General features: G+C 62.9%; 10 protein-coding genes. 5 read left to right on the top strand and 5 right to left on the bottom strand.

Annotated features, from left to right (window positions below; genetic code table 11):
• The first annotated feature begins 127 nt into the window (after positions 1-127).
• Genes ACUJ47_RS12235 through ACUJ47_RS12225 form a run of 3 tightly spaced genes read left to right on the top strand, consistent with a single transcriptional unit; the run spans position 128 to position 2,783 of the window.
• Positions 128-1,453 (top strand): erythromycin esterase family protein, encoded by a 1,326-nt coding sequence (locus ACUJ47_RS12235; protein WP_445538667.1) that lies wholly within the window; start codon positions 128-130, stop codon positions 1,451-1,453.
• Positions 1,450-2,112, top strand: coding sequence for a dienelactone hydrolase family protein (locus ACUJ47_RS12230; protein ID WP_445538666.1), 663 nt, complete (start codon positions 1,450-1,452; stop codon positions 2,110-2,112). Before ACUJ47_RS12235 ends, ACUJ47_RS12230 begins: the two co-directional genes overlap by 4 nt.
• Positions 2,109-2,783: a phosphoribosyltransferase gene (locus ACUJ47_RS12225; protein WP_445538665.1), complete on the top strand. Its 675-nt coding sequence runs from the start codon at positions 2,109-2,111 to the stop codon at positions 2,781-2,783. The genes ACUJ47_RS12230 and ACUJ47_RS12225 overlap by 4 nt, the downstream gene beginning before the upstream one ends.
• Positions 2,784-2,790: 7 nt before the next feature.
• Here the strand turns inward: ACUJ47_RS12225 and ACUJ47_RS12220 are convergent, their stop codons facing one another.
• The 4 genes from ACUJ47_RS12220 to ACUJ47_RS12205 form a co-directional block, all read right to left on the bottom strand.
• The gene (locus ACUJ47_RS12220; protein ID WP_445538664.1) at positions 2,791-4,410 is read right to left on the bottom strand and encodes an MBL fold metallo-hydrolase; all 1,620 of its coding nucleotides are present in this window, start codon (positions 4,408-4,410) and stop codon (positions 2,791-2,793) included.
• Positions 4,392-5,285: a ribose-phosphate diphosphokinase gene (locus ACUJ47_RS12215; RefSeq protein WP_445538663.1), complete on the bottom strand. Its 894-nt coding sequence runs from the start codon at positions 5,283-5,285 to the stop codon at positions 4,392-4,394. Before ACUJ47_RS12215 ends, ACUJ47_RS12220 begins: the two co-directional genes overlap by 19 nt.
• Positions 5,285-6,769 (bottom strand): thymidine phosphorylase family protein, encoded by a 1,485-nt coding sequence (locus ACUJ47_RS12210; RefSeq protein WP_445538662.1) that lies wholly within the window; start codon positions 6,767-6,769, stop codon positions 5,285-5,287. The genes ACUJ47_RS12215 and ACUJ47_RS12210 overlap by 1 nt, the downstream gene beginning before the upstream one ends.
• Positions 6,770-6,935: 166 nt before the next feature.
• On the bottom strand, positions 6,936-13,358 hold the full coding sequence (locus tag ACUJ47_RS12205) for a putative Ig domain-containing protein (protein ID WP_445538661.1): 6,423 nt from the start codon (positions 13,356-13,358) through the stop codon (positions 6,936-6,938).
• Positions 13,359-13,652: 294 nt separating this feature from the next.
• Here ACUJ47_RS12205 and ACUJ47_RS12200 point away from each other — a divergent pair, with 294 nt between their 5' ends.
• Positions 13,653-15,737, top strand: a complete 2,085-nt coding sequence (locus ACUJ47_RS12200) for a hypothetical protein (RefSeq protein WP_445538660.1) — start codon at positions 13,653-13,655, stop codon at positions 15,735-15,737.
• Positions 15,738-16,020: 283 nt separating this feature from the next.
• The gene (locus tag ACUJ47_RS12195) at positions 16,021-17,376 is read left to right on the top strand and encodes an APC family permease (protein WP_445538659.1); all 1,356 of its coding nucleotides are present in this window, start codon (positions 16,021-16,023) and stop codon (positions 17,374-17,376) included.
• A gap of 16 nt (positions 17,377-17,392) precedes the next feature.
• On the opposite strand, the gene ACUJ47_RS12190 is transcribed toward ACUJ47_RS12195, so the two are convergent.
• Positions 17,393-18,637 carry a serine hydrolase domain-containing protein gene (locus ACUJ47_RS12190; RefSeq protein ID WP_445538658.1) on the bottom strand — a complete coding sequence of 415 codons (1,245 nt, stop codon included), beginning with the start codon at positions 18,635-18,637 and terminating at the stop codon, positions 17,393-17,395.
• Positions 18,638-18,691 lie beyond the last annotated feature (54 nt).

Below are 18,691 nucleotides of genomic sequence, written 5' to 3'. Positions count from 1 at the left end.
AGCCAGCGCCACACACCTCTTCGTCGCCGGTAGGGGCGATGCGCGCGATTGACCTCGATCAATGCATTTTCGCCTCATTTGGGCGATAAAACATCAAATGTGATGGGTCGCCGCACGGAGATGAGAGGTGACAGCGCACAACCCTATCAGGCAGGTTTCAGCCGATTTGCCGGCGATCTTGCGGGCCAATGCCGAGCAATTGCCTGCGCCTGACTCGCAAGAATTTGCGGAGGCATTCGACCGATTCGGCGATGCCCGGATCGTGCTGCTGGGCGAAGCCACGCACGGAACGCACGAATTCTACACCGCCCGCGCGCAGATCACCCGTCGGCTGATCGAACGCCACGGATTCAACATCGTCGCGGTCGAAGGCGACTGGCCCGATGTCGCCCGGATCGACGATTACGTCCGGCACAATGCACCGCGTCCGCGCAGCGGAGAGCCGTTCACCCGCTTCCCCACCTGGATGTGGCGCAACCAGGAAGTGCTCGCCTTTGCCGACTGGCTGCGCGGCCACAACAGCAAGCTGCCCGAAACCGACCGCGCGGGAATGTGGGGCCTCGACGTCTACAGCCTGCGTGAGTCGATCCATGCCGTGATCGCCTATCTCGATCGGCATTGCCCCGAAGATGCCGATGAGGCCCGGCGGCGCTATGGCTGCCTGACCCCATGGCAGGACGAACCGCAGCACTATGGCCAGGCGGTGAAATATGGCGGGATGGCCAAATGCGAAGATGCGATGGTGGCCCAGCTCAATGCCTTGCTGGAAAAGCGCATGGAACTGATCGCGCGCGATGGCGAGAATTACCTCGATGCCGAACAGAACGCCCGGATCGTGCGTGCCGCCGAGCGATATTATCGCGCGATGTACAATGGCGCGGTCGAAAGCTGGAACCTGCGCGACCGGCACATGTTCGACACGTTGCAGACGCTGATGGCACATCGCAAGGACGCACGCGCAGTCGTGTGGGCGCACAATTCGCATGTCGGGAATGCCGCCGCGACCGCCATGGGCTGGCAAGGCGAGTTCAACATCGGCGAGCTGGTGCGCAAGTCCTATGGCGATCAGGCGGTGCTGGTCGGATTCGGCACCGATCGCGGCACTGTTGCCGCCGCATCGGACTGGGGCGCGAACATGCATGTGATGAATGTGCTCCCGGCGCGCGATGACAGCTGGGAAGCCGCCTTTCGAAGCACCGGCATCGCCCGCAGCCTCACCGATTGGCGCGGAGGCAAGAATAGGGAGCTGGTCGACGCGCTTTCCAACGTGTTGCTCGAACGCGCGATCGGGGTTGTCTACCGGCCCCAGACCGAGCGCATGAGCCATTATTTCGAAGCGGTACTGGCCGAACAGTTCGATGCCTGGATCTGGTTCGAGGAAAGCCGCGCCGTCACGCCGCTGGGCCCCGAGCATCCGCACGGTGCCCCCGAAACATGGCCGTTCGGGCTATGAACCCGGCGATTCCTCCCCCCGATTGCAGCGAAGTGACGCTGGGAGGCGCGCTGGGCCTCAAAGCCTTCCTGGGCGTGCCTGCCGGTGCGAAAGGGCTGGTGATTTTCGCGCATGGCAGCGGCAGCGGGCGGATGAGCCCGCGCAACAATTACGTCGCGCAGCGCCTGCGCCACGCAGGTCTCGCCACGCTGCTGCTCGACCTGCTTTCGCCGTTTGAAGAAGCCGACCGGCGCAATGTATTCGATATCGGCCTGCTCGCGTCGCGCCTGCGGCTCGCGGTCGACTGGGCCGCCGCCAATCCGGCGACATCAGGGCTGAGCCCGGCCTATTTCGGAGCGAGCACTGGCGGAGGAGCGGCCATTCGCGCTGCGGCGGGCGATCCGCGCATCGCAGCCGTCGTTTCGCGTGGAGGCAGGCCGGACCTCGCCGGCGCGGATGCGCTCATGCATCTGCGTGCACCCACCCTGCTGGTGGTCGGCAGCCTCGACGGGATAGTGATCGACCTCAACCAGGCGGCAGCGGCTGTGATGCGCTGCGAGCACCATCTCGCGATCGTGCCGGGCGCTGGCCATCTGTTCGAGGAGCCGGGAACGCTCGATCAGGTCGTCGAGCTCGCCAGCGCCTGGTTCCTCGACCATGTGCGGGAGAAGGCTTCATGACTACAAGCCAGGGCTATTTCAGCGACCGGCGGGTGGCTGGGCGAAAACTGGCCGACGCGCTTGCCGTGCTCGCGCTGGCCGATCCGATCATCCTGGCGCTGCCGCGCGGAGGCGTTCCTGTGGGATATGAAGTGGCGAAGCGGCTCAAGGCCCCGCTCGACATATTGATGGTGCGCAAGATCGGCGCGCCCGGCCACGAAGAATACGGCATCGGAGCGCTGGTTGATGGCGCTTCGCCACAAGTGGTGATCGACGAAGCAACCGCCCGAATGGTGGGCGCGACACCGGAGTACATACAAGACGAAGTCTCGCGGCAGTTGGCCGAAATCGAGCGCCGCAGAGCGACATACGGCTCGGGCCTCGCGATCCCCTACACGGGGCGCACAGTTGTGGTGGTGGATGACGGGATTGCCACCGGCGGCACGGTCAAGGCGGCGCTCAAGGCGCTGCGCAAATCGGGCGCAGAACGGATCGTACTGGCAGTGCCGGTGGCACCGCGCTCCGCCCTGATCGACCTTGAGCCATGGTGCGACCGCATCATCTGCCTGTCCTCGCCAGAACCCTTCTATGCGGTGGGAGCGCACTACGCCGATTTCGGCCAGACGAGCGATGCAGAAGTGGTCGATCTGCTGGCAAAGGCGCAGGAATGGAGCGGGGCCGGGGCCGAATAGCCGGTCGCTACTTGCCGGTTTTGCGCTTGGCCCGGTGCGCGGCGTAGCTCCGCAGCACTTCCTTCATCTGCGCAATGGCCTCGCGGCGATCGCGGTCGCTGCGCAACTCGCCCAGCTGCCGCTTCAGCGAAGTGGCGAAATCGGCATAGGCATTCTGCCAGTCGCGCCCGATGGCCTGCTCAAGATCGGCTCGCCCGGTTTCGGTACGTCGGGCGGCCTTGCCAATTGCCAATTCGTAGCGCTCTCCGATCTGCGGCAATCGCACGTTCAGCCCCGGACTGCGGCGTTGAAGTTCGCGGCGCATGCCTTCCATCGAGGAAGCCTCGCCGTGATCGAGGAACAGCGTGCCTGCAATCGGCGAGCGCTCTTCGATCCAATCGAGCAGTTCGTGCTGGTCGGCATGGGCGGAATAGCTGTCGATCCGCCGGATCTGCGCCCGCACGCGCACATCCGTGCCGCTGATCCGCACCGCTTTCGCGCCCTCCAGGATCACGCGGCCAAGCGTCCCTTCGGCCTGGTAGCCGACGAACAGGATCGTTGAATCGCGCCGGTGAAGGTTGTGCGCAAGATGGTGCCTGATCCGCCCGCCTTCGCACATGCCTGACGCAGCCATGATGATCGCGCCCGACATGGAATTGAGCTTCATCGATTCCGCGACGTCGGTCACGAAATGGAATGAAGGATCGTTGAAGATGTTGTGCTGGCCGGTATCTTCCAGCTCGCTGGCATAACGCGTGAACACTTCGGTTACGCGATTGGCGAGCGGCGAATCCACGAAGACATGCACATTGGGGATCGCTCCCGATCTCAGCAGGTCGTGCAGGTCCAGCAGGAGTTCCTGTGTGCGCTCCAGCGCGAAAGCCGGGATTACGAGGTTCCCGCCACGCACCAGCGCGGCCTCGACTTCGGCCTGCAGCAGCTTGCGCCGCTGTTCGATCGTCACCGGCTCGCGCGCGCGGTCGCCATAGGTGGATTCGCAAATCACGTGATCGAAGCCCGATGGCCCTGCCGGATCGAGCTGGAACGCCTTGTTCTCCGGCCCCACATCGCCCGAGCACATGACATGCACGCCGCCCGCATGGAGCTCGACCGATGCCGAGCCCAGGATATGGCCGGCATTCCACAGCCGCGCGCGAAATCCGGGTGCAGGCTCGAAATAGTGCTCCAGCTCGACCGGGCGACACCTGCGCCAGGCCGCCATCGCATCGTCGCTGTCATAGACCGGCTCGAACGGTTCATCTCCCGCGCGGTCGCGCCGGCGATTGCGCCGCTCGGCTTCGTTTTCCTGGATCCGGCCTGAGTCCGCCAACATGTATTCGAGCAGGTCGGTAGTGGGCTGGGTGGACCAGATAGGGCCCTTGAAGCCCTGTTTTACCAGCTTGGGCAGCAATCCGCTGTGGTCGATATGCGCATGGGTGAGCACCACGGCATCGATCTTGCGCGGATCGAATGCGAATTCTGCGAAGTTGAGGCGTTCGAGCGTGCGCGATCCCTGGAACATCCCGCAATCGACCAGGATGGTGCTGCCGCCATGGGTGAATTCCATGCAGGAACCCGTCACGGTCCGCGCCGCACCGTGGAAAGCAAGCGAGAGTGCGCCTTCGGCCATCATTCGTCCTCCAGCCATCCCTGATCGAGAATTGCCCCAGCAAGCAGCCCGGCAAGCGGGATCGTAGCGGTCGGCCCCGGCACCGAGTCAGTCGAACGGATGCGGTCGATCCCTGAGGCGGCGAGTTCCGCCCACTCCGCATCATTCGACAGGCAGTGCGTGGCTATCGCTTCGACTCCCGAAGCGCCCGCTTCGCGTAAAAGCTTCGCCGCGCATTGCAGCGTTCGCCCGCTGGAGATGACATCGTCGACCAGTATGGCGCGACGTCCGGCGACGGCGCCCAAGCCTTTGAAATCGATCGATACGTCGCGATCGCCATGGCGCTGCTTTTCGCCCAGCAGGACGTCGAGGCCCAGCGGCTGCGCAATCGCCTCGACCCACTGGCGCGATTCCGCATCGGGGCCGACCAGCACGGGATTGTCGGAACGGTCGATGGCCTGCGACAGGACCGGCGCGGCCGAAAGGCTCACCGCTCGCGTCTGCGGCATGACTGCATCGAGCGAGGCGATGCGGTGCAAATGGGGGTCAACCGTCAGCACCCCATCGAAATGCTGTGCCAGCATCGCGCCGATGACCCGCTGGCTAACCGCCTGCCCCGGCGCGAAGGCCATGTCCTGCCGCATGTAGGCCAGATAGGGCGCCACCAGCATCACCCGCGCTGCGCCATTGTCGCGCAGGGCGGATGCGGCCAGCAAGATCTCCACCAGCTTTGCATTGGGATCGTCGAGCGAGCGATAGAGCAGCGCGACCGGCGGCGAAGGAGTCACTTGCACAAGGCTTTCGCCATCGGGGAAGTGGTGTAGCCCGATCGGGCTCATTTCGCAGCCGAGAGCCTCGGCGAGGCTAGTGGCAGGAGCGTGTTCTTCCGCAAAGGCGAACACTGCGACGCGCATCAGCCGATCTCGTAGCCTGAATTCTCGTCGGCGCAGTCGCAGCCGAAACCAAGCCCCGCCTCTGAACCCGCGTAGATGCGGTAGAGCGTATCGCCCTTGCTGACCTGCTCACCGATCTTGTGCATCAAATATAGCCCCGCACCTTGATCCATCGGCGCGCCGGCCTGCCGCGCAATCTTGGCGATCCGCTCACAATCGATCGCGACGATCCGGCCCGAGCGGTGAGCCTTCACTTCGTGCTGGAACCCCCCAAGGTCGGGCATCGCTGGCTTGCGCCCCTGCGCATCGATGATCCGCTCCATCGCGGCCAGCGCCTCGCCCGAAGCGAGCAGTTCAAGCGCGCGCGAATAGCCCTTTCCGCCTTCGATCGCCGGATCGAAATCGAGCACATGCCCGGCGAGAGCCACTGCATGGTCGCGCAGGTCCTCGGGCGCGTCCGGCTCGTTGCGCAAGACCGCCAAAACGTCTCGCGCCTCAAGCACCGGCCCCACCCCGCGCCCGACCGGCTGGCTGCCGTCGGTGAACACGATATTGGTTACGAGCCCCATATGCCGCGCAACATATTCGAACAGCTTGCGCAGGCGAACCGCATCGCCCTGGCTGCGAACCTTGGCGGTCGGCCCTACAGGGATATCGATCACCAGATGGGTAGAACCCGCCGCCACTTTCTTCGAAATGATCGAAGCGACCATCTGCTCGAACGTGTCGAGCCTGAGCGGGCGCTCGACAGAGATCAGCACGTCGTCCGCGGGTGAGAGGTTGACCCGCCCACCCCATGCCAGGACCGCGTGCTCCTTCGCGACGATCTCGGCCATCTTTTCAGCACTGAGGTTCACTTCGGCCAGCACTTCCATCACATCTGCCGTGCCGCAAGGCGAAGTGATCGCGCGCGAGGAAGTCTTCGGGCAGATCAGGCCATGCGCGGCAACAATCGGCACAACGATCATCGAAGTGCGATTATTGGGAATGCCGCCGATGCAATGCTTGTCGACCACCAGCGGCGCGTTCCACTTGAGATGGTTTCCGACATTGACCATCGCCCGCGTCAGCGCGAGCGTTTCGGGCGTGCTCATGAATCCGGCGCAAGCGACCAGGAAGGCGCCGATCTCCATCGGGGAGTAACGGTGCGCGGCGATGTCACCGATAATCGCACTGACTTCGGCCTCGCCCAGTGTGTCGCCATCGATCTTGCGCCTGACGTAATCGAGGCTGGCAGGCGGGCGGGCCTGCGCGATTTCGACTTCGGTCCCTTCCGGCAGGTTGAGCCTACGGAATGCCTGCTCGCCAAGGCCGATTTCGCCATGGCCGATGATGCTCTCGTCATCGACCAGCGCCAATGTGGCGAGGATCTCGCTACCCCCGCCAGTGACCCGTATCTTGCGCAGGGCCTGGAACTGCTCCGCCGAATAGCCATTGCCATGCCGCAGAAGGAAGGCGGTGTTCTCGGGGTGGGTGTCGATCGGAAGGCGCCGGATGCGGGGCAAGGAATCCTCTCGGTTTCAGGCCCGCGACGATGCGGCCTTGGTCCAGATACCCCCACATGCTGTGGCTAGTCTTGTTGCATGTCAAATTTAACCCGCGAAGCATCCCGTTGGCGCCCAATTTGCGTAAATCGGACGCCGACGGGAGCTTGCGATGAACGCTTGTCGACTAGAACTCCTGCGTCAGGCTTACCTCGAGTCCGTTGTCATTGCCGGACCCGCTGTTGCGGCGATTGTTATACTCCAGATCGAGCGCCGTGTGGTTTCCGATGAGGAATTCCGACCCGACCCCCAGCAGCAGGCGGCTGCGCGAGTAGCCGACAAAGGGGATGGCGTTGAAGGCGCCGTCCAGTTGGTCGTGATAGCCCACCAGCGCTTCGCCATTGCGCTCGATGTCATGCTGGTACTCGACCCGCAGGCGGGGCAGGATCGTCGCTCCGTCCAGCGCCAATTTGTAGTCCGCCTTGGCTCCGAGCCCGATCGCCGTGAACGCCAGATCCTGGTCGAGATACCGCAGGTCGAATGCCGAGCCGCTGTCTTCGCTATAGCCATCGAGCTGGCCGCGCTGCGCATCGATCCGGGCATAGGGCGTGAGCCGCAGATCCCCGCTCTCAATGTCGGCCCCTGCCGAGATCGCACCGAACCATTGATGCCCGCTACGCGACGAACTCACCGTTGCACCAGTCATCGTGACAAATCGGCGCAAGTCGAAGTCGAGCCATTGGTAGCCCGCAAGCCAGTCGACATAGAAACCGCCGCCGAGCAAATGGCTGCCATAGATCGCAACGGTCTTGGCTTCGCCACGGCTGCGCGAAGTCTCCTCGCCCACGTCAGTGGTATCGCGACCGAGACCGATGCCGATGCCTGCTGCAAAGGACGGGCTGAAGCGGTAGTCGGCACCAACCGTGACACCTTCGGACTCAAAGCGCTGAGCACTCATGCCGTCGGACGACTCCCGATCGCCATAGCGGATCGTTCCTGCGGCCCACAGGGCCCATTGCGCAGCATCGGATCCTTCAGCGCCCGCAGCGTTTTGGTTTGCGGAATTGCCTGCCGGGGCCGGTCCGATCGGCCCGCCACCGAGGCGCGCGGATGCCGCACCGCTGCCATCGAGCCAGCGCAACCCGCCGCTTTCGCCCCCGCCAACGATCTGACCGTTGGAGAGCGCATTGATCGAACTTCCTCCCATGCCGCAGTCGTTGAAGGTCCATGACTGGATCGCTTCGAGGCAACGATCGTCGCCGCTCAGGCGGATCCCGTTGTTGAATCCTCCCGATCCGCCACCACGACGCATCCCCTCAAGCCGCCTGCCGAAATTGGCCGCCTGGCTTTCGACGAAGCGGCGTGCCGAATTCACCTGCGCCTGTGCAAGCGCGCGTACTTCCGGATCGTCGGCCGGGTTGGGCCGCGCCGCGATGTCCAGCGTATAGGCGACCACAAGGGTCGATGCCGTGCCTTCGGTGCTGTCGGTGACGGTCAGCGTGAAGCTGGCTTCGCCCGAACCGGTCGGCGTGCCGCTCAGCAACCCTGCGGCACTCAAGGTAAGCCCCGCCGGGAGGTTCCCTTCGGTCACCGCATAGCTGTAGGGCGCGACACCGCCCGCCGCGGTGAGCTGCTGGCTATAGGCCACGCCCTGGATGCCGGCAGGCAGTTCCGTCGGCGTGATGGTCAGCTCGGCATTGGCGACCGTCAGCGACGTGTCCACACTAACCGTCTGGCCATTCGCGTCGGAGATCTCCAGAGTCAGCGGGAAAATACCCGCTGCCACCGGCGTTCCTGACAGCAACCCGTTTTCCGCCAGCGTCATACCTGTGGGAAGGACGCCCGCCGTTATCCGGAACGTATAGGGTGCAACAGCTCCGCTTGCGGCCAAGTTCACCGAGTATGCGCTTGCCGCCGTCGCGATTGACAGGCTGGCCGGCGCCATCACGATCGTGGGGGCTACAACCTCCAGCGTATAGGCCTGCGACACCGTGAAGGGTGCGCCTGATCCGGTCGCAACTGTATCGGTCGCCGTCACGCTGATCGGGTAGCTGCCCGGAACGGTCGGCGTGCCCGAAAGAGTGCCATTGGCGAAGCTCAACCCGGCAGGCAATGCGCCGGTGACGGCATAGCTGTAGGAACCTGTGCCTCCACCAGCACTGAATATCTGGCTGAACGCTTGCGCATAGGGCACGTTCAAAGTCCCCGCACCGGGCGAAAGCGTCAATGTTGGCGCGGCAATCGCCAACGTATAGGCCTGCGTCCCGGTCTGTCCGTGAATATCCGTGGCTGTGAAGGCGAAGTTATACGTTCCCGCCTCGGTCGGCGTGCCGGTGATGGTGCCACCAGAGTAGGTGAGACCAGCTGGCAAGGCACCTGAAGTGATCGCGACGGAATGCGTACCTACACCTCCGCTCGCACTTAGAGACTGTGAATAGGCGCTGCCTACTCGTCCCGACTGGAACGAGCCAGGCGAAATCGCGATATTCGGCGCCGAAACGTTCACGGTATAGCTTTCGGTCACCGTGAAAGGAGCGCCTGCGCCGGTCACCGTCAAATCGGTGGCAGTAACCGTGATCGAATATGTGCCCGGCACAGTCGGAGTACCGGATAGTGTGCCGTTGCTAAAGCTGAGTCCGGCAGGCAACGCTCCATTCAAAGCATAGCTGAAAGTGCCGCTACCCCCGCTGGCAATGAAGCTTTGGCTGAACGGTGTGGCGTAAGGTGCAGCCAGTGCTCCGGTGCCTGGAAGCATGGAATAGGTCGGCGGCGCAATAGAGAAGCTGTAGGCACGGCTACCGCTCTGGCCGTTCCCGTCGGTTGCAGTGATTGTAAAGCTGAAATTCCCCACTTCAAACGACGTACCGGAAAGCATCTGCCCGATCAGCTCAATACCGTCAGGCAAACGTCCTGCGGTCACCGCATAGTCGTATGACAGCGCACCACCTGATGCGGAGATCATTTGGCTATAACTGCTACCGAGAATCGGATCGGGCAGGCTTGTCGGTCCTACGACGATGTTTGCCGGCAGGACCTCGATCGTGTAATTTTCGGTCACGGTAAACGGCGCGCCAGCTCCGGTCGCGCCGGTATCGGTTGCCGTGATGCTGAAGGTATAAGTGCCCGGCGTGTTGCCACCGCCCGATAGGGTGCCCCCGTTGAAGCCTATCCCCGGAGGAAGCGTGCCAGACACGGCATAACTGTAGGATCCGGTGCCGCCGCTGGCTCCAAAGCTTTGATTATAAGCCACTGCATATGGTGTGGTGAAGTTTGTCGAGCCGGGCGACAAGGCCAGCGTCGGGGCGGCCACGGTCAGGTTGAAGACCTGGCCCACGCTGTAGGGACCGTTGCCTGTGCTGCTGTCGGCCGCGCTGACGTTGATGTTGAACGATCCAGCCTGCGTCGGCGCACCCGAAACGGTGACGCTGCTTGCCGTTGTCCCCGTAATCGCGAGCCCGGCAGGCAAGTTGGTCACCTGAAACCCGCTCCACGGTGTCGCCCCACCCGAGAAGCTGAATGCTACACTGTAAGGCGCGGCGACCGTGGCCGACAGGCTGCCGCTTGGGGCGATCGCGATCGCTGGATCCGTCACGGTCACGCTGACAGTAGCCGGCGCCGACGTGCCACCGCTGTTGGTGGCACTATAGGTAAAGCTGTCTGAGCCCGCGAAGCCCGGGTTCGGCTGGTACGTGATCGAAGTGCCAGTGACGAGCGCCGTGCCATTGCTGGGCGGAGAAACTTCTGCGAGGCTGGTTGGCGTACCGCCCGAGATTGACAGGGGAACGTTGGCCGCACTGGAATTATAGGCCACCGTCAGCGACGATGCGTTGGCAACCGGCGCAACGTCAACCACGGTAATCGCATAGCCTCGAGTCGCTGTATAAGGGCCGCTGCCAGTGCTGCTGTCGCTCGCTGTAATGCTGAAATTGAAAGCACCCAGCGCACTTGGCGTGCCGGTGACGGCACCCGTCGTAAAATTGAGTGCTAGTCCGCTGGGCAATGCACCCGCTGTTACTGCATAGCTATAGGGCGAAGTACCTCCACTCGCCGCATTGATAGGGGCGGAATAGGCAACCCCGAGGGTGCCGCCCGGTAGCGTTGCAGCCGGTAACACGACAGTCGCCGGAGCGATCGTGAGCGAATAGGACTGGCTGCCGCTGAAAGGCCCAGGGAACGGTGAGCTGTCCGTGGCGGTCACAGTGAAGTTGAAGCTGCCGCCAGCGGTTGGCGTGCCGGACAGAACCCCGCCTGACGACAAGTCAACTCCCGCCGGAAGCGCGCCCGCAGTGACCGTAAACGTATAGGGGCCAGTGCCGCCCGATGCGGTAACGGACTGGCTATAGGCCGCACCCACAGTCCCGCCGGGCAAGGCTCCGGGCGAGACGGCGACCGGCACATCGTCATTGGTGATGGTTCCAGCACCCTGGTTGTCGGAAATCGTAGCGTTGGTCGCCCCGCTCAAATTCACGAAGAAGGTTTCGTTGGCTTCGGGCACGGATTCGCCGACGACCGGCACGCCGATGGTCCGGACCGTCTGCCCGGGCGCAAAGGTCACGGTGCCCGTGGCGCTCGTGTAGTCCGAAGGTTGGGTGGCCGTGCCATCGGCCGTGGCATAGTTCACGGTCACGGTCTGGCCGCTCGCCGCGCTCAGGGATACGGTGAAGACCGCATTGGTTGTACCCACATTACCTTCAAGCAATATCACGTCATTGATCGAAAGGCTTGGCTGCGGATCGTCATTGACGATCGTCCCCAACCCCTGGGCATCTACAACGACAGCACCGGTGACGTTGGCAATATTGACGAAGAAGGTCTCGGTGGGCTCATTGAGCGTGTCGCCATTGATCTGCACGGTGAAACTATAGGTGCTGCTGCCTGCCGGTATTGTCTGCCCGGTCAGGCTTTGCGCGACATAGTCCACGCCCGCAGTCGCCGTGCCATTCGCCGTCGCGATATCGAAAGTCACCCCGCCCACTGCGGCAGGCGCCGACAGACTGACCGTAAAGGTAAAATTGGCCGTTCCGGAAGCGCCCTCATTGGCGGTTACGTCGCTTATGGTGAGGTTCGGCGTGTCGTCATTGACGATCGTGCCTGTTGCTGCGCCAGGCGCTCCGACGGTGTAGCCCGTTCCGGCCGCCAGTGTCAGGATGACCGTCTCGTCAGCTTCGATTGTCACATCGGTAGTGGGATTGACCGTGATCGTCCCGGTGGTGCCGCCGGTGTTGATGACCAATGGCGAACCTATCGAGACAAAGTCGGTGCCATTTGTGGCGGTGCCGCCGATCGTGTAATTGATCGAAACTGGGCTGGTTGCCGGGGAACTAAGAGTGACCGTATAAACCAGATTGGCCGCACCATCCTCAACCACCGCGGCGGGTGATACTGTTATCGATGCGCTGGGCGCGTCATCGTTCAGGATCGTGATCGTAGCGCTCGAAGGGGAGCCGATCGTATAGCCGGTCCCCGCCGCAATCGACAGAGTGACCGTTTCGTCCGGTTCGACCGTGCTATCGGCTGTCGGGTTGATCGTGATGGTCGTTTGGGCCGCATTGGCCGGGATCGTTACCGATGCCACCGCGCCGACATAGTCAGTGCCGCTTGTGGCCGTGCCGCCGGTGGCAATGTTCACTGTGGTAGGCGTCGAGAGCGCAACGCTCCGAGTCACTACGAACGTAGCGTTAGTGGTTCCGTCCTCGTTCACGCTTGCGGGCGATGCCGCAATGGAGACCAAGGGCGGAGTGCTGACCACATTGATCGTCAAGGTTTCGAGCTCGAAATACGGGGCAGCGCCCGTGCTGGAATCGGTCACTCTAATCGTCGTGCTGTAGGTTCCAGCCGCATTCGGAGTTCCGGTGACGACGCCGCCTGAGGAAAGCGACAACCCGGGCGGCATGGCATTGCCTGCAAAGGCCTCAACCTGATAAGAGTAAGGAGCCACCCCCCCCAAAGTGCCGACGCTGAAGCTCGCGGCCTGACCCTGAATAACAGAGTAGGTCGATGGAGAGAGGGACAGGGTGGGGTTCTGGACAGTTCCCGAGTAGGATTTGCTAGTGGTCAGCGCCGTGGGTGAGGTGGAGTCGGTTACCCTCAGGGTAAATGCGTAATTCCCGCGCTGGGTCGGCGCCCCGCTCAGGACGCCGTTTGACAAGGAAACTCCGGGAGGCAGTGCCCCGGCCTGCAAGGCGTAGCTGTATGGGGCCACGCCGCCAGTCGATGAAAGTGACTGCGAGAATGCCGTACCGGCCGTTAAGGTTGGAAGCGATCCGGGTGAAACCGTAATCGGTGAAGTCGAGGGCGCAATCGTTACATTGATCCGGATTGTGCCGCCATCCTCGTCTTCAAGCCAGAACGTGTCGCTCGTCGCGCTGTTTCCGTTGTGCGCATAGGAAACGAACTGGACATTGAAATTGTTTGGGCCGATCGTGACGGTGCCGTGCTGTGCAAATGGCGCAAACGGGCCGCCTACGCCAATGTCGGACGGCCCGTCACAATTGCTCACTTCAACCGAGCCCGAGCCACCATTGGCAACGTTGATGGTAAGCGGGGCCGGACAGTAGGCAGAAGTCTGAGCAACTGCAGCGGGAGCCGCCAGCGCCGGCAGAACCAGCATTGCTAAGAGCGCAAGAAACTGCCGCAGATATGCGGAATTTGCCGAACGCAGCGCCATAATTACCCCCTTCGCCTCGGCACGCCATCGCGCGTGCGAGTAGATCAAAAACGCGAAGGTAATAGGGGGCGCCTGAGCCGGAGCGCTATCGCTCCGACGTACTGCTACATCTTTGATTCGCTTCCTGTTTCGCTCCGTGCGCTCACGATATCCACGCGGACGGCACCTGCGCACCGCGCGCGATTGCAGTGGCGGGCATGACGCCCTAAGACATGCATGGAGCAGGTGGGGCAAGGCATGGCTTCAGGCGAAAACAGGGGGAACCGTGCAGCTTTGCGCGTGACCCTGTTTGGCGAGTTCAGAGCGTTTGCGCCGGATGGCTCGGAAATCCACCTGTCGAACCGCAGGGCTCGCGCAATCCTTGCCATGTTGTGCGTCGCCCCCGGTGAAGCGCTCGATCGCGAACAGGTCAGCAAACTGCTTTGGCCTGGCCGTTTCAAAGCGCAGGCGCGCGCAAGCTTGCGCCAGTGCCTGCATGATCTCAATCGCCAGCTGCAAGCAGCCGGTTGCGACGCGCTGGACATCCAGAACGCGCGCATTTCCACCATACCGGCGGCCGTCACGTCAGACTTGCAGGAACTGGAAGCCACGCTTGCGAGCGGAGCCTGTGAAGACGCCACAAGGCTACTGGCAGAGATTGCCGGCCAACCACTGCTCGACCATCTCGGAATCACACCTCCGATGGAGGAGTGGCTCGCCGCGAAGAGGCTGCATGTCGAAAGCCGGCTGCAACTCGCGGTCGACCGCTTGGTGGGTGCGCTGAAATCAGCCGGCAACAACGCAGCTGCCGATCGCCTTGGCAAGGCTTGGCAAGCGGTCGGCGGCCCTACAGGCTCCGATCGGAAGATCGGCATCGCAATCTTGCCGTTCGAACAATTCGACGAGGTTGGCGGGGAATTCTTCCTTGCCGAAGGGGTGGTCGACGAATTGACTTCGCTGCTCGGTGCCATCGCCGGGATTTCCCTGGCCGGGCGCTCTTCGCTCTACGCCATGATGGCGCCTGGGCTGGCCGTTCCCGAGATCGCCGCTCGGCTAAACCTGTCGCATCTGATCGAAGGCACCGTGCGCCGCACGCCCGAAATCGTCACCGTGTCGATCCGGCTGGTCGACGGCCAGACCGGAAGGGAAGTCTGGTCCGAACGGTTTGAAGACACGGTCGACGGCTTCCTCGGTTCGCGCCAGGTCATCGGCAGCCATGTGATCGCCAGCCTGTGCAAGTCGCTGGGGATCGAAGCGACGCCGGCACCGCATCGCCGGATGACTGCAAGCCGCGACGCCTATGCACTTTACCTGCAGGGCCGCGCGCTCATCCAGAGGCCACTCAACGAAGGCGCAGTGGCGACAGCTATCGGCCTGCTCGAGCAAAGCCTCGCGATCGATCCGGACTTCGCCGAATGCTGGACCTCCATGGCAGAGGCGCATGTCCACACCGCAGTCTATACCCCGTGCCTCGAACGCGTGCTTCGCTCAGAACAGGCGGCCGATTGCGCCGACCGGGCCATCGCGCTCGACTCCGGGCAAGGACACGCGCTGGCCATGCGGGGTATCCACGAATGGACCAGAGGCAACCCGGTAGGCGCGCTCGATTTCGCACTCCAAGCCTACCGGCTGGAACCGAACAATGCCGATGTCACGGTGCGGCTTGGTTCGTTCCTGCTCTATCTTGGCCGGACGCAAGAGGCCCTGCCCTTCCTTGAAGCGGCTGTGCAGCAGGATCCCGTCTACGGACGCAATTTTGCGATGCTGTGCACCGCGCATTTCAACCTTGGTAATATGGTTGAAGCGCTCGCTGCGGCGCAGCGGATGGTCGATCTCGGAATGCCGGGCCTGTGGCTCGCCGTGGTGCAGTCGGCGATGGGCGATCACGAGCGCGGCGTCGAAACCTACTATCGTTCGCGCCTGCTGATGAATTCGGTGATCCTGCCACCTGCCGGGACCGCGCCGATGAGCGACGAAGCGCGCGACGCCTATTGGCGGATTGCCGCCAACGGAGTGTGCAGCGGCAAAGCGGAGGACCGCGCGCTTTACTGCCAAATGCTCGACGGGCTCCATGCGACCATGCCCGACCCCTATGATCCGTCAATCGCGTTTCCCGCGATCTGGATGGGCCATGCGCCGCTTGCGATGAAAATCTATCGCGAACGGATTCACCCGGCCAACATGTTTGGGCTGATGAGCCTTTGGGCCGATGTCGATCCGATCAGGCAAACCCGCGAACACCCGGACTTCATGCCCTTTGCCGAGAGCATGGGTCTGGTCGAGGCGTGGGACAAGCATGGCTGGCCCGACCTGATGCAGGTAGCCCCCCAGCGCACGAATTGACGCTTTTTTGACGCCTGCGCCAATTGACCTCCGGCACTTTCCGGCGGCATCACTCGCACCCGGGGATCGCACGAAATTTCAGGTAGTTGCTGGCTGGCGAAGCATGCTTTGCCAATGCGAGCAAAGCCTTGCCTCCCAGCGAGGCGCAAGATCAGGGGCGGGTCTGGATTAGGCCAGTTACTGGTTCCGGCGGATGACTTCTGCGACCCGGTCATCCGCCGGATTTTCTCCGGTCCGAACTTGAGATAGCTTGCTGGATCCGCGTTACACAGGAACGACCTGCATGAGTGAACCGGCAGTCGGCAGATCCCAGCTACAGAAACGCCTCGGCCTGCCATTTGCCATCGCCATCATGGCCGGTTCCGTGATCGGGGCCGGTATCCTGCGGACTCCCGGCGTGGTCGCGAACGAGGTTCCGATGCTTTGGGTCGCCATGCTGCTGTGGGTGCTAGGCGGCGTCTATGTGTTTCTCTCGGTCAACGTCGCAGCGGAACTAACCGTGGCCCTTCCCAAGGCAGGAGGCATCTATGTGCCGGTCCGCGAAGCCTTTGGCGACAGCATGGGCCTGTTGGCGGGATGGGCTGTATGGGCGGGCTATGCCGCCGGAGGTGCGGCGCTAGCGCTGGCTTTTGCCGACTTCCTCGGCACGTCCGTGCCGCTGGTCGCGGCCAACAAGCCGACCGTGGCGATCATCGCGATGCTCGCGGTGACCTTGCTCAACCTGCCCGGCGTCGAAGAGGGGTGCGTATCGAACATCCTAGGCCTCGCGATCAAACTGAGCCTGCTGGCCTGTGTCGTAGTGGCGGCCATGATAGCCGGTCCCGCAAGCCCTACTGCCAGTGATGCTGCGCCTGACTTAACCGGACAGGGAAGCGTTTTCGGATGGGTCGCGCTTATCACGGCGTTCCAGATCGTGCTGGGGGCTTATGACGGATGGCAGGGGCCTGCATTCTTCGCCGAGGAAGACAAGGATCCCGCGCACAATATCCCTCGCGCTTTCTTTCGATCGGCTGCGATCATCATGGTCGTCTACCTCGTGATCAATCTGTGCGTATTCGCGGTGCTCGACCTTGAGCTTTTGCGGTCATCGGAATTGCCGGTCGCCATGGTAGTCGAAGGCCTGCTTGGTCCTGCGGGACACACAATGACCGGCCTCGCCGCCGCGATCATGGCGCTGTTCACACTGAACGCCCTCGTGATGACGCACCCGCGCATTTTGTTCGGCCTGGCCCGCGACGGGCTGTTCCTTCACCACGCCACCTACGTCAACCGCGGCGGCACCCCTTGGGTGGCCATGTTGGTCGGCACTGCAATAGCGATCCCGATGATCCTGACCGGAGCCTATGTGTTCGTGTTCAAGATACAGGTCGCCGCAGCGATCCTTGCGTCCGTTCTCTATAATGCGGCCTATTTCACGCTACGACGGAACAGGCCCGACCTGCCGCGCCCGTTCCGCGCCTGGGGCCATCCGGTACTTCCCGGAATGATACTCGCAATCACCTTCGCCCTGCTGGTGGCGGTTATCGTCGCAGACCCGGAGAGTGGATTGTGGGTCGGCGGCTTGATGGCGATCTGCATCCCCGTGGGGCTGCATCTTGGGCACAAGCGGCGCGTCGCGAAGGCGACCGGAACCGCCTGAAGCCAGGAATTCTCGCCTATATCCGGCTGTCGGCAAGCGCCGAATAGATCAGCGTCTTGAGCTGGCGCCGGATCGGATAGGTGCTGGAGGGGTAGACCTGCGTCATGAACACGCAGGTGATGCCTTCGAGCGGATCGACGAAGAAAGCGGTCGAATAGGCGCCGCCCCAATAAAATTCGCCGAGGCTCGAGGGCATAAGCGTCTTGGCGGGATCGATCACCATGGCGAAACCCAGGCCGAAGCCGGTCCCGGCATTGTTGCTTTCGGAGAACAGGCTGCTCGAGACCTGGGTCAAATCCACTCCGCCCGGCAGATGGTTGGTCCGCATCAGCCGCAGGGTTTTGGGGCTGATGATGCGTACGCCGTCGAGTTCGCCACCGTTGAGCAGCATCGAAGTGAAGCGGTGATAGTCCGCAATCGTGCCGCACAGCCCGCCGCCGCCGCTGTCGAACCGCCCCGGCTCGGTGAGCTTGCTGGTCGGCCCGGCGTCGATCATCTTGGGCGGGCCGCCAGGGGCATATTGATAGGCATCCACCAGCCGGTCCTGTTGCCCCTCGGAAATGCCGAAAGCGGTATCGCTTATGCCGAGCGGGCCGAAGATATGCTCACGGAAATAGTCGCCCAGCCGCATGCCGCTGATCCGCTCGACGCAAATGCCCAGCACATCGGTCGCAATCGAATAGTTCCAGCCCTGCCCGGGCGCGAATTCGAGCGGCAGGTCGGCCAGGATGCGGATGACCTCATCCGAAGTGTGGCGGCTGCGCGCGAAATCGAGATTGTGCTCGCGATAGACGGCATCGATATTGGTGCGGTTCTGCAAGCCATAGGTCAGCCCGGACATATGCGTCAGCAGGTCCACAAAACGCATCGCCGGCGCGGGAGTGCCCGGCGCGAACGGAATGCTTCCGCCGCCCCCGCCATAGACCTTGAGATTCTTGAACTCGGGCAGGACCTTGGTGACCGGCTCCTCCAAGGCCACCTTGCACTGCTCGACCAGTTGCATGAAGGCGATCGACGTAAGCGGCTTGCTCATCGAAGCGATGCGGAAGATCGCATCGTCGCGCAGCGCCGCGCGCCCTTCGCCCATCCTTCCGCGTGCATCGTAGTAGACCGGCTGCCCGTCGCGCGCGACCATAAGCTGCGTCATGGGCAAGCGACCACTGTCGAGGTAGCTCGCCTGCAGGAACGGACCGATCCGTTCGAGCCGCTGGAGGTCAAAACCGAGCGAAGCCGGATCAGCGCAGACAAATGGGCTGGTCATGTTCGTTTCCCTGATAGCAGTGCTTGTGAGTGAAGACCTTCGCACCTAGCATCG

Source organism: Altererythrobacter sp. Z27 (assembly GCF_052683155.1).
Note: the sequence above shows the minus strand (reverse complement) of the source record. Positions and strands in the feature narration are given on the sequence as shown.